Below are 12312 nucleotides of genomic sequence, written 5' to 3'. Positions count from 1 at the left end.
GAGCGAAGGGACCAGACCGAGGTAGGCGCCGACGTCCCGACCGGACTTGAAGCGACTCGGGTCGATGATGGCCGCAGCGTACACGCCCGCGGTGAGTGCTAGCTTAGGCGAAGCCTTCAGGAGGCGTAGCCGAAGCGGACCATCCCCCGCATGAATGCGGGGGTTTTGACTTGGTTTCGTGAATGACCAGCGCCTAAAGGCGGCGGCCTCGAACGGCCGTGATGACGGGTTCAAAAACCGCGCGCCCATGGAGTCGACTGCAGTCGACGGGCGCGCACCGAACCCACCGCTTTCAGGCGGTGGTTCCCGCGCTCAGTTTGTCACGAGCCCTTAGCGCTCGTGAGCGAGGTGGGTCAGCGGCTGGCTTACGAAATCAACGAGGCCGCTTTGCTCGGCCGCGTGAGCAAGAGCGTCGTCGTCGTCGCGGGCGTGTGGGAAGTGGAAGACGGGTACGGCGAGTCGCTTGAACAGGATGCGGCCGTTGGTTTCGAGGCTGGGATCGTTGGGGCGCGCGAGGTGGGAGGTAAGCACCAGGGCGCTCAGCTCGAGGCCGTGGCGGCGGCTTGCGCTGGCCGCAGACAGCACGTGGGAAAGCACGCCCAGGCCGTCGGGCGCGACGAGGAGCAGCGGCCAGCGGAGCTCGGCGGCCAGGTCGGCAACGCACTTGTGAGCGTCCAGAGGGGCAAAGAGCCCACCGGCGCCTTCGGCGAGGGCGACGTCTGCGTTGCTAGCGAAACGGCGCACAGAACTCGCCAGGGCGGGGATGTCGGGTGGGGCTTGGGCGGTTTCCAGGGTGACAGCGTGGGGGCACAGGGCGAGCCGTGCACGGTACAGATCGGGAGCCTGCGCCAGCTCCAGCCGCTGGCAGGCAAGAGCCAGGGCCTCGGCATCTCGGGGAGCGGGGTCGCAGCCGGTTTCTATGGGCTTCAAGGCGGCGACGCGGAGTCCGGTGCGACGCATGGCTCTGGCGAGACCGCGGGTGACGTAGGTCTTGCCGATGCCGGTGCCGGTGCCGGTGACGAAATAGGCAAGGCGGGGTCCGGCCTTTGTGGGGAGCTCGACAGCAGCGGCGTTGTCGTCGCTGGGCTCCTGCGGTCCCGGTGGATGCGCTGAAAACGAGGGCTCGGCCGCCAGTTGCTGGAAGGCGTCGAGGGCGCGCGCGAGCTGCTCCGGGGTGTGGCTGGCCATGGGGACCAGACGCAGCCGGCTGGTACCTGCAGGAACCGTGGGCGGACGAATCGCCTGCACGAAGACTCCAGACGCGAACAGGCGCTCGGACAGCTCTAGGGCCCGCGCCGGCTCGCCTACGAGGACGGGGATGATGGGGGTGCTGCCCTCGGGGACCCGATAGCCAGCGGATCGCAGCTGGCGTCGCAGCAAGGCCGCGTTGTCGAGCAGGCGCTGTCGGGGGTGCTCGGCACGCAGGGCGAGCTGCAAGGCGCTCGGGATGGCGGCGGCCAGGGCGGGCAGTGGGGCGGTGGAGTAGACGAAGCTGCGGGCTCGGGTCTGAAGCAGCTTCCGGAGCTCGTGCGTGCCGGCGGCGAAGGCGCCCGCGAGCCCCAGGGCCTTGCCCAGGGTTCCGATCAGGATGTCGGGGTGCAGGGCGTGAGCGGCGCATAGGCCCCGGCCTTGGGGTCCAAGCACGCCGATGGAGTGGGCCTCGTCGATCAAGAGCGCCGCGTCGTAGTCGCGTGCGAGGTGATGAAGGCGGGGAAGGTCAGGGCAGTCACCGTCCATCGAGAACAGGGCCTCGCTCACGATGAGGGCTCGGGCGTGCTCGGCGCGGTGGGCTCGCAGCAGGGCCTCCAGATGCTGCATATCGAGGTGGCGGTAGATGCGAATCTGGGCGCTTGAAAGACGGCAGCCATCGATCAAGCTGGCGTGGTTCAGGGCGTCGCTGAGCACGATGTCGTCGGGCCCTAGCAGGGCCGCCAGGGTGCCCACGTTGGCGGCGTAGCCGCTCGCATAGAGCAAGGCGTCTTGAGTTCCAACGAAGGCCGCGAGGGCGGATTCGGCGGCGCGATGCGGTGCCAGGGTGCCCGACACGAGCCGCGAGGCTCCGGCGCCCGAACCGTGCTCGCGTGCTCCGGCTGCGAGGGCCCGAGCGAGCTCGGGGTGGGTGGCCAGGCCAAGGTAGTTGTTGGAGCACAAGCAAAGGACCTGGCGGCCGTCGATGCAGACTTCGGGTTGCTGTGGGCTGGCCAGCTCGCGCGGAGTGCGGAGCAGGGCGGCCTCTTGCAGCGCCGTAAGGTCGGCGCGCACCCAGGAGTCGAAGTCCATCAGGTGGAGCCCCTGCGCGGGCGTGTTTCACGTGAAACAGTCACAGGAAGATTCTGACGGCGCGTTGAGGTGGACGCAGCCCAGGATGGGGAGCTCGCCAAGGCTCTGGGGATGTGATCGTGCGTAGGCCTCTGCGCGGGCGTGTTTCACGTGAAACAGTCCTCACAGGACCAGGTGCTCTCGGGGATGCCGCTCGTACGCCGCCTCCATCCTATCCACCAGCTCCCCCAGCTCCCTCGCCTCCCCGCCGGGCAACCGCAGCTGCACGTGCACGATCATGTCCCCTACACCCGCCTTCCCGTGCGCAGGTACTCCCTTGCTCCGCAACCGGAGCTTCGCCCCGCTTTGCACCCCAGCAGGAATGCGCAAGGTCACCTCCCCCTCGAGGGTCGGGACCCTGATCTTGGCCCCCCGATACGCCTCCCCCACGGTCACCGGCAGCTCGAGATGCAGGTCGTTGCCCTCCCGTGTCAGAAACCGATGCCCCTCCACGGAAACGCGCAGCACGAGATCCCCCCCATCCAGCCCCTGACCCCGCAGCCGTACGCGCCCGCCGTCGGTGACTCCCGCCGGAATCCGCACTCTAAGGCTCCGGCTTCCCTTGTCCCCACCGAGGCCGTAGCTGATTTCCTTCTCCGTTCCCCGGACTGCCTCGAGAAAGCCGATTCGAATCGGCGCCACCAAGTCCTGCCCTCGGCGCTTCGCTGCACGCTGCCCGCCGAAGATGGTCTCGAACCCCCCCGACGCCCCGAACAGATCCTGCAAGCTCTCGCGCCAATTCGCCGCACCACCACGCCCCCCGAGCAGATCCTCGAGATTGACCGCGGGCCCAGCTCCGCTCCGGCTTCCCCACGACTGGTATTGCCGGTACGCATCAGGATTGAACCCTTCCCGTAGGCCCAGGTGCCCGAATTCGTCGTAGAGTTTCTTTTTCTTCGGGTTTGTAAGAATTTCCTTTGCGTAGGCCACGTCCTTGAACCGCTCCTCGGCCTGCTTGTCGTTTGGGTTGCGATCCGGGTGCAGCTTGCGCGCCAACTCCCGGTATGCCTTCTTGATCTCCTCGTCGGACGCGCCGCGAGCTAGCCCCAACACGCCGTAGAGGTCCTTTTCAGCCATGGCCGATTCTAACGTAACCGTTCAGGCCCCAGGAAGTCGGGTTTTCAGGCGTTTTTTCAGGTACAGTCGCTCGGGTTGCCGCAACCTCCCCGTCTTGAAGCCCAGCCATGGCCGTGCTAGTCGCGCGCAACCCCCGGGGCTTGCACCATGCCGCTTGTCCGTGTCGACCGTATCCCCCACCACATCGCCATCATCATGGACGGCAACGGACGGTGGGCCGGTCGCCTGGGACAGCCGCGCACCTACGGTCATCGCGCCGGCAGCGAGGCCGTGCGCAGGGCCGTGCGTGCCTGCCGCAAGCTCGGCGTGAGCGCGCTGAGCCTCTACGCCTTCAGCGAGCAAAACTGGCACCGGCCGCCCGAAGAGGTGCGCGCCTTGATGGACTTGTTCCGGGAGTTCTTGATCTCGGAGCGCCAGGAGATCTTGCGCACCAGCATCCGTGTCAAGACCATCGGACGCGTGGAGCGGCTGCCGCCCGACGTCGGTCAAGTGCTGGAAGCCCTGGTGGCCGAGACCCGCGACCTGCGAGGCATGACCCTGCAGCTCGCCGTCTCCTACGGCGGCCGCGAGGAAATCGCCGACACCGCCAAGCGGCTGGCGCAGCATGCGGCGGCGGGCAGAATCGACCCGGCTTGCGTCGATGAGGCCTTTTTCGCATCCGAGCTTCCCTCGGTTGGCGCAGGACCGGTCGATCTGCTGATCCGAACCGGTGGCGAGCAGCGCATCAGCAATTTCCTGCTTTGGGGCGCAGCCTACGCGGAGCTGTACTTCAGCGACACGCTGTGGCCGGACTTCGCGGAAGAGCACCTGTACGCCGCCATCCAGGCTTTTCAGCGCCGCGACAGACGCTTCGGCCGCGTGGCCTCCGACGATGTCCATACGGGCGATCCCGGAGACGGGGCCCGCGTCCATGCCTGAGCAAGGCGCTCGCCGCGGACCCAGCAACCTGGCCCAACGCGCGGCCACCGCCGCGGTCGCCGTGCCCGTCCTGCTTTGGCTGCTTTTTGGAGCTCCTCCATGGGCCTTTCTCGCCTTCTTGTCCCTCATCACCGTGCTCGCTGCGCGCGAGCTCTTCGCCATGACGCTGCCCGGCCAGCCCTTGCTGCAGGCCTGGGGAGCACTGGCCACCTTGACGCTCTTCACGGCCGTGCTCTACGGCGCCGCCACGCCGCTTTTGCCGCTCGCGCTCGTCGCAACGGCCATCGCCGGCGCCTTGTTTGCCCTGGCGCGTCCAGAGCCGATCGACGGAGCCGCCACGCGCATGGGCTGGTTGATCGCAGGCCCGTTGTACATCGGCGGGCTGCTCGGAGCGGCAGGGCTCCTGTTCCTGCGCGAAAGCGGCGGTGCGTGGCTCGTGCTTGTCATGCTGCTCAGCTGGCTCGCCGATACGGGAGCGTATTTTTCTGGACGGCTGTTTGGAAAACACAAGCTCTACCCCATCGTGTCGCCGAAAAAGACCGTGGAAGGAGCGGTCGGCGGCCTGCTGGGCAGCCTGACCGGGGCGCTGCTCGCGCACTTCTGGTTCCTCCCGTCCCTGTCGCTCGCCGGCGCCTTGACGCTGGCCGTCGCGGCAGGAACGGTCGGTCAGGCGGGGGATCTATGTATCTCGCTCATCAAACGAAGCAGCGGCGTCAAGGATAGCGGAAGCCTGCTGCCAGGCCACGGTGGCCTGCTCGATCGCATCGATGCCCTGCTCTTCACCTCTGCCCTCACCTGGGCCTACGTCGAGTGGCCCACGGTGCTGTAGCCGCTCGGTTCTTGGCCGCCTCGAATGCGGGTACCATGACCGCGTGTCGTCGGATCTTCTGAGGCGTGGCGCCTGCGTGTGGGCGGCTGGCGTGTGGTGGCTGGTTGTAGCTGGCGCAAGCGCGCAGGTCGCCTCCGAGAGCGCGCAGGTCGCCTCCGAGAGCGCGCAGGCCGCCCCGGGCGCGGCCGGCGACCACTCCGCTGACGCTTCGCAGCAGGCCGGACCGGCCACGAGCACGACCTCCGGTACCGGCGACGACCCGGCGTCCGTGCGCCGGATCCGCTACTTCATCGAGCGCATCGAAATCAGGGGCAACCACCATACCCGCAAGCGTGCTCTGCGCCGATACCTGACGCTGCGTCCCGGAGACACGCTGGACGTCGACGATCCCGACGTCGAATCCATGCGCTTCCGCCTGCTCGGTACGGGCTGGTTTCACGACGTGCGGTTTCGCTTGCGGCGTGGCTCGAAGCGAGGCTGGGTGGTGCTGGTCGTCGAAGTCGAAGAGCGCAACACCCTCATCGTTCAACGGGGCACCGCCGGCGTGTCCAAGGTCGTGCGCAGGTCGCAATCGCGACCTGCCTTGGAACCGTACGCAGGCATCGGAGTGGCCGAGACCAACCTGTTCGGCTTGGGCATCGGCGCGGCAGCCACGGCCGTGGTGTCGAGCGCGCAGTACGGGTTCGAGCTGCGCTACACCGATCCACGCTTCCTGGGCACGAGCTACGAGCTCGCTGCACAGGTCTTCTTCAACAACGCCCGGGAATTCTTCGGCAAGGAAGGCACTCCGCTCGTCAGCATCCGCTGCCCGCCGCCGCCGGTGCCATGTCCGGACGATGTGAAATCCAAAACCGCCGTCGTCATCTACCGGCGCGGGGGTCTCGCAGTGGGCACTGGTCACGACATCACCGCCTCGCTTCGCTACGCGCTTGATTGGCGGGGCGAGCTGATTCAGGTGCGGGACAAGCCCGATGCGGCCAGCACGACACGCGGTGCCGACATCGTCCCGATCGACTTCCATATCCACAACGGACTCAGCCGTGTCTCGAGTGTGGTCATGTCGCTCATCTACGATCGTAGGGACGATCCGGGCCTGCCGGCTCGCGGTCAGCTCCTGCGCTTCCGGGGCATGCTCAGCGACGCCCTGCTCGGGAGCAGCTACGATTTCACGCGGCTCGAAGCATCGGCCGAGCTCTGGAGCCCGCTGTCGTGGGGGCACGTGCTTCGCGTCGGCGCCTTCGCGGGTGTCGTCTTTGGAGGTGCGCCCTTTTTCTACCACTTCTACGCGTCGGACCTGAGCAACCTGATCCCCTCCCGGCTGCTCGAACTCAACCTGGATCACCGCAGTCCACCGGACCTGCTTGGCACCACCGCTGCGGAGATGCGCAAGGAGCAGGTTGCCGGGAGGATCGACCTGGAATACAGCCTGCCGCTGCGGCGAGGAGGCGAAGGTGTATACGCGATCGACGCCTACGCGCTGGTTGGCCTGTACGCGCTCGCGCAACGCAACGACTTGCGCTTCGCAGTGCCCGGCTACGAAGGACTGGCACGCGTTCCAGTGGACTTGACCTTCGACCTGGGCGTTCGCGTCGACACCGCGATCGGTTTGTTTCAGCTGGGCTTCTCCAACGTCCTTGGCTTTCTCCCGTTGCTGGAGTCGGGCGACTCGTCGTGATTCGTTCAGCGCGAACGCCCCACCTGAAAACAGGTTTGTCCGGGGGATCCGAATCCGGATGCGTGGCGCAGGCCTGGCTTTGTTTCGCGCTTGCGCTTGGCGCCACAGCACCGGTGGCCCGCGCGTCTCGACCCCTGTTGCTCGACGTGGTCACGACCTGGAATGCAGCCACGCCCGAGCTCAGCTTCGAGGTCGTGGATTTCGTCGACCGGTCGGTTGCCGACAAGCTCGAAAGCGGACTGGCCCAAACCTTGGTGACGCGCGTACTGGCCTACACTCCCGGAGCCAAGCGTCCTGTTTCTGTCGGCCTCGCGTCCTGCCGCATCGTCTACGATCTGTGGCAGGAGCAGTACCGGGTCGAGCAGCAACGCGGAACGCAACACGCGCGAACCTGGTCGCAACGATCCGCAGGCAAGGTGATCGAGCGCTGTCTGCGCTTCCACAAGCTGCGCATCGGGCGCCCGGGCGACTTCGCTCGCGTGCGCGGCCAGCGCGTCTTTTTCGAGATCGTGGTCGAGCTGAACCCCTTGTCCCCTGCGACGCTGCAGCGCATCCGTCGCTGGCTTGCTCGACCGGGCGCCGGCGGACAGCTCGAGCGCAGCGCGTTCTTTGGCTCCTTTGTCAGCATGTTTGTCAACCGGCGCATCGGATCCGCCCAGCGGACGCGACGCTACCGCTCGGCCGTGGTTTCGGTGCCTTGATGGCGTTGGGCCGTTTCGAGCGCAAGATCGTGCTGGCCATGGCAGCCGTTGCCCTGGTTCCATTGGCGGGCGCCTTGATCCTCGGCCGCGGTGTGCTGCGCGAGGCCTACGAAGTGGGAGTCAACCGAGAAGTGGGTAGCGAGTTGGAACGTTCGCTCGAGGTCTACCGAGCTCACTTCGTGGCGCTGCGCGAGCGCGCTGCCATGACCGCCGACGCGCTCGCAGATCACTGGGAGCTGCGAGCAGCGGTACGAACATCGGACGGCGTTCGCATCAAGGCGGTCATCGAGTCCTTCCTGTCACGCCACCCGCACCTGGGAGCCGTAGCCGTGTGGGACGCCGCGAACGAGCGGCTGCTTGCCAGGGCGCAGCGCAGCGAGCGACTCGATCCACACAGCATGCGGCTGCTGCGCTTCGCGCGCACGCTCGGTTCCTCGCCGCAAGCACGGCAGGGCTCGAAGGCAGCAGCACGGCTCGAGATCACGGTCGGCACTCCGATAGCGCCCTTCGAGGATTACCGGCGCGCCGGTGAGCTCGTGGATGTGTTTTCGCGCCTGCAGGCCGGCACGGGCGAGGTATCGGCCTTTTACCTGATCGTATACACGGCGTTCCTGCTCAGCGTGATTCTGATCGCGTTCGGCGTGGGTTTTGTGGTGTCGCGAAGAGTCACGCGCCGCGTGGCGCTGCTCGCCGAGGCTACGACGCGCGTGGGTGCAGGCGACTTGACTGTGGAGGTGCCGACCGACGCCAAGGATGAAATCGGGGAACTCACGCGAGACTTCAACTTGATGGTGCGTGATCTGCGCCTGTCTCGAGAGCGGATCGAGTACCTGCAACGAATCGGTCAATGGCAGCAGTTTGCGCGCCGGCTGGCCCACGAAATCAAGAATCCCCTGACGCCTATCCAGCTCGCTACCCAGGAAGTCAGCCGCAGCTACCAGGGCAACGATCAGGTGTTTCGGCGCCGGTTGGACGAAGCAGTGAGCATCGTGGAGGAGGAAGTCGCGACGTTGCGCCGCTTGGTGGGCGAGTTCAGTGCGTTTGCGAGGCTGCCCGAGCCCAAGCTCGAAGCCGCCGATCTCAACGCTTTCCTGAGGGACTGCGAGAAGTCCCTGGGCGCAGTGCTCGAGCAAACGCCCGAGTCGGGCAGCCAGGCTCTCGACGTGCAGCTTCGCTGCGAACTGTGTCGGCAACGGCTGCCGGTGCGCATCGATACCATGATGCTCAGACGCTGCCTGGACAACCTCGTGCGCAACGCCGCCCAGGCGATTCGCGCCGGCGCGCAGCCGCGGCGTGCTCATTACGTGGTCCTGCGGTCGCTTCGCAAGGCTCGGCATGCCGTCCTGGAAGTCTCCGACAGCGGCCCGGGGGTGCCGACAGCGGACCTGGCGACGATTTTCGATCCGTACTACACGACACGTCGCGAGGGCACAGGGCTTGGACTCGCGATCGTCAAGAAGATCGTGCTCGAGCACGCTGGGGAAGTCAGCTGCGAGAACCAGCCGGATGGCGGGGCGATCTTCCGGATCGTGCTGCCGCTGGCCGAGCCCGAAACCTCCGCTTCCAGCTCGACTTGAGCACAGGTTCTCAGCAGCGAGGAGCCCCAAAGAGCACTCAACTCGAGGAGCTGGCGGGCCGCCGAAGCGACGTTGGCCGGATTGGCTCCAATCCTGACGCTCCCTCGAATGAAATAGCGATTTCCCACATTATTTCAATAGCTTACGTTCATTCGATTTGACCCCGCCGCGGCGACTGTGCTAGCTTGCGCTCCCCCGTGAGCCTGGCGTAGCAGGGCGCGCGCGGATGACGGCAATCTGTAGTCAAGGGCTCGTGGCAGAATAACCTGTGCAGATCGCAGAGGACCGGGCGTCGCTGGCAAGGCGCGACGACGAGGAATGCTGGTGGTATTTCGAGGAGGAGCAGCACAGCCAGCGGTGTTTGGAGCCTGTGAGGTGGGCAGGTTACTTTGCCGCGAGCCCTAACCAGAAAGGCAGGGCCGGTGCGCATACCGCGACCTGGAACCATTGAGGCGCGGGTGGCGCAGCTCAACGAGCTGGAATCCAAGGTCGACGAGGCCACGCTGGCAGATTTCAATCGCCGGCTGGATATGTCATGGATCTACCACGACAGCGCCTTGGAAGGCCTGGTCTACAGCACCTCCGAGCTCGAGGAGGCACTTCGCAGCCAGCTGGCCGACAGCAGTTCGATGTTGCCAGTCTACGACGAAGTTCGCCAACACAAGACCGCCATTGACTGGGTGCGTCAGGCCGCTGGAAACCGCAAAGAACTGAATCTCGATCTGGTCAAGAAACTGCTCTTGATCCTTGCGCCCGAAGAAGGCGAGGGCAAGGGGCCGCCGCGCTATCGCAAGGACGTGCCGCTGCACCGGCTTTATCTCCACGAGATCTCACCGCCGGAGAAGATCGGCTACAAGATGCGCCAGCTGATGCAGTGGGTGGGCAGTCTCGAGACCAAACGGCATACTCACCCCGCGCGCGTTGCCGCCAAGGCCCACTATACCTTCCTGCACATCTACCCCTTTGCCAAGCACAACGGCAAGCTGGGACGATTGCTGATGAACTTCTTGCTGCTCAGGGAGGGCTATCCGCCGGCGGTGATCCACGCAACCGATCGACAGCGCTATTACGAGGCGCTGAAGGGAAGCTCGGACACGCTGGCAGCCTTGGTCCACGAAGCGCTCACGAACTCGGTCGAGACCGCGATCCGTTACTTCAGCTCGCCCGCGCGGGCAAAGGCACTCTGAAACGTTCGTGCTGCCTGTTCTGGATCGGCTGCCGAGCACAGGGCCCCAATGGAACACGCGAAACGCGCCCCGGCACGTGCGACCGCAGGGGCCCTGCACGGACTGATGCCGCCGATGGCTGCCACGGGCACGCAAACACGCCGGCAGATCTCGCTGAGCCCCGCGAGACCCACCTCCGGGTTCGGCTCGCGCTTGCTGCTCGTGCCAAACACCGGGCCGAAACCGATGAGGTCGGCTCCCTGCGCCTCGGCCTCCCTGGCCTGCGCCAACGAATGGGTGGAGATTCCTATCGGCAGGGCGCCCACGAGGCGGCGCGCCTGCGCGATGGGTAGATCGTTCTGCCCGAGGTGCAGGCCATCGGCGTCGAGCAGCAGGGCGAGATCGGGCCGATCGTTGACCACGAACCAGGCTCCTGATTCGCGGCACAGCGCTCTCACACGCCCACCCAGCTCGAGCCAGGCGCGGTCCCCCATGCGCTTGACCCGCAACTGGAGCATTCGGCAGCCGCCACGCAGCACGGCCGCCGCTACGTCCTCGGGCGTTCGGGCACCACAATGCTCCGGATCCACGATGGCGTAACAGCCTTGCAGCCCTAGGAGTCGCGTCATGGCAGCAACGTGTAGCTCGTCCAGGCCGGGGTTGCGACCGGTTGCGACCCAGGCGGCCTCGAAGTACCTCCTTCAAGGTGAGCGAAGCCCGCGCGGCGCATCATCCAAGCCGCACGTGTGGTTGCTCAGGACCCGCCGCGAAAGAACTGCCCACCTCGCAGGCTCCGACCACCTCTGGCTGCGTTGCTCCATGCGCACCTTCATCGCGCTCGATCTGGATCCCGAGCTCAAACAACGCGTCGAGCGGCTACAAAGCCCGCTGCGAGCCGGCTGCGAACGTGCCAACTGGGTCGTGCGCTGGGTGCAACCCGAAGCCATGCACCTTACGTTGCGCTTTCTGGGGGAGACCGGCCAGGCGCTGCTTCCAGCGCTCGCCAAGCTCCTCGCTGGGCTGACCAGTCGGCCGGCGCCGGGGGTCACTTTCGCGGGTCTGGACAGCTTTGGGCCTCCCAGACGTCCCAAGGTGCTGTTCACCCGGGTCACGCTCGGCACAGACGCGCTGACCGAGCTCGCACGCGAGATAGAACAACGGGTCACCGAGCTCGGATGGCCGCCCGAAACCCGTGCCTTTCACCCGCACCTGACCCTGGGACGTGTGCGCCGCGCCAAGGGAATGCTCAGCGACGTGATCCAAGGCCGCCCTGACCTGGAGCGGGCCGAGCTTGGAAGCTGTGAGCTCGGTGTCGTGACGTTGTACCAGAGCGTGCTTCGACGCGAAGGCCCGCGCTACGAACCCCTGGCGCGTGCGCGCCTTGTCAGCACGCGATCAAACGTGCGCTCGGATCGAGGCACCTGAGATCGTCGGGATCGGTCGTGAGGATCGGCTCGCTGTGGCGCCGGGCGCAGATCACCACGTGGGCGTCTACGATGTCCGCCGTGCGACTCGCAGCGAGCTACGGGCTTCCAACCCGTGACGGCGCAAGCTTGCCTTGGGGCAGGCGATGGGAGCTGCGGCTTTTTGGACAAGGGGTCGGACATTGCCCTACATTCACCTTCAATCCCATTTGCAACGCGAGGTCACGCAATGAGCCCCAGCCGCGTAGAGCGCCGCAAGCGCAGGAGCAACAACCAGCTGATCGCACTCCGATTTCAGCTCGAAACCACCAAGCAGCAAGCGAGCCTGCGGGCCCTGGCGCTGAGCACCGAAGACGGTTTGCTGCTGGCCTGGGCTGGAGACGACACGGAATGCGAGGAGCTCGGCGCGGTTGCGCCCGTGCTGGGTGACGGCCCGCACCAGGGCATCCAGCTGGCCGCGGAGCCCAACGTGGACGTGCGCGAGTTCGAGCTGCAAGGGCATCGCCTGTTTCTGTCGAGCTGCGGAGGTCTGAGCGACGCACACGCACAGCTCGGCGGCTCGGTGCTGGGAGTGGAGCGAATCCTGTCGAACGCCGCCTAGCCGCAGTGGGCCGACGGGCCGCTCG

11 protein-coding genes are annotated in these 12312 nt (G+C 66.3%); 8 read left to right on the top strand and 3 right to left on the bottom strand.

Going from position 1 to position 12312, the window contains the following annotated elements:
- Window positions 1-330: 330 nt before the first annotated feature.
- Both bioF and MJD61_17240 read right to left on the bottom strand, forming a co-directional pair.
- Window positions 331-2280, bottom strand: a complete 1950-nt coding sequence (gene bioF, locus MJD61_17245; protein ID MCG8557008.1) for an 8-amino-7-oxononanoate synthase — start codon at window positions 2278-2280, stop codon at window positions 331-333.
- 162 nt (window positions 2281-2442) lie between these two features.
- Window positions 2443-3396 (bottom strand): DnaJ domain-containing protein, encoded by a 954-nt coding sequence (locus MJD61_17240; protein MCG8557007.1) that lies wholly within the window; start codon window positions 3394-3396, stop codon window positions 2443-2445.
- Window positions 3397-3543: 147 nt separating this feature from the next.
- Here MJD61_17240 and uppS point away from each other — a divergent pair, with 147 nt between their 5' ends.
- The 6 genes from uppS to MJD61_17210 all read left to right on the top strand — a co-directional run bounded on the left by uppS (window position 3544) and on the right by MJD61_17210 (window position 10283).
- Complete coding sequence (gene uppS / locus MJD61_17235) at window positions 3544-4314, top strand: polyprenyl diphosphate synthase (protein ID MCG8557006.1); 771 nt, start codon at window positions 3544-3546, stop codon at window positions 4312-4314.
- The gene (locus MJD61_17230; protein MCG8557005.1) at window positions 4307-5143 is read left to right on the top strand and encodes a phosphatidate cytidylyltransferase; all 837 of its coding nucleotides are present in this window, start codon (window positions 4307-4309) and stop codon (window positions 5141-5143) included. The genes uppS and MJD61_17230 overlap by 8 nt, the downstream gene beginning before the upstream one ends.
- A gap of 43 nt (window positions 5144-5186) precedes the next feature.
- Entirely contained in the window at window positions 5187-6818 is a 1632-nt protein-coding gene (locus MJD61_17225; GenBank protein ID MCG8557004.1) for a BamA/TamA family outer membrane protein, read from the top strand.
- A 62-nt stretch (window positions 6819-6880) separates the two neighbouring features.
- The gene (locus MJD61_17220; GenBank protein MCG8557003.1) at window positions 6881-7519 is read left to right on the top strand and encodes a hypothetical protein; all 639 of its coding nucleotides are present in this window, start codon (window positions 6881-6883) and stop codon (window positions 7517-7519) included.
- Window positions 7519-9096, top strand: coding sequence for an ATP-binding protein (locus tag MJD61_17215; protein ID MCG8557002.1), 1578 nt, complete (start codon window positions 7519-7521; stop codon window positions 9094-9096). The genes MJD61_17220 and MJD61_17215 overlap by 1 nt, the downstream gene beginning before the upstream one ends.
- Before the next feature lie 458 nt (window positions 9097-9554).
- Complete coding sequence (locus tag MJD61_17210) at window positions 9555-10283, top strand: Fic family protein (protein MCG8557001.1); 729 nt, start codon at window positions 9555-9557, stop codon at window positions 10281-10283.
- On the opposite strand, the gene thiE is transcribed toward MJD61_17210, so the two are convergent.
- Window positions 10247-10891, bottom strand: coding sequence for a thiamine phosphate synthase (thiE, locus tag MJD61_17205; GenBank protein MCG8557000.1), 645 nt, complete (start codon window positions 10889-10891; stop codon window positions 10247-10249). The two genes, MJD61_17210 and thiE, sit on opposite strands and share 37 nt — an antisense overlap.
- On the opposite strand from thiE, the gene thpR reads away from it, so the two are divergent.
- Window positions 10890-11687 (top strand): RNA 2',3'-cyclic phosphodiesterase, encoded by a 798-nt coding sequence (gene thpR / locus MJD61_17200; GenBank protein ID MCG8556999.1) that lies wholly within the window; start codon window positions 10890-10892, stop codon window positions 11685-11687. The two genes, thiE and thpR, sit on opposite strands and share 2 nt — an antisense overlap.
- A gap of 228 nt (window positions 11688-11915) precedes the next feature.
- Window positions 11916-12287: a hypothetical protein gene (locus MJD61_17195; GenBank protein MCG8556998.1), complete on the top strand. Its 372-nt coding sequence runs from the start codon at window positions 11916-11918 to the stop codon at window positions 12285-12287.
- Window positions 12288-12312 lie beyond the last annotated feature (25 nt).

The sequence above is a fragment of the Pseudomonadota bacterium genome, assembly GCA_022361155.1.
Lineage (GTDB): Bacteria > Myxococcota_A > Polyangia > Polyangiales > JAKSBK01 > JAKSBK01.
The sequence above is the reverse complement of the archived record's forward strand: the minus strand, read 5'-3'. Positions and strand labels throughout refer to the sequence as shown.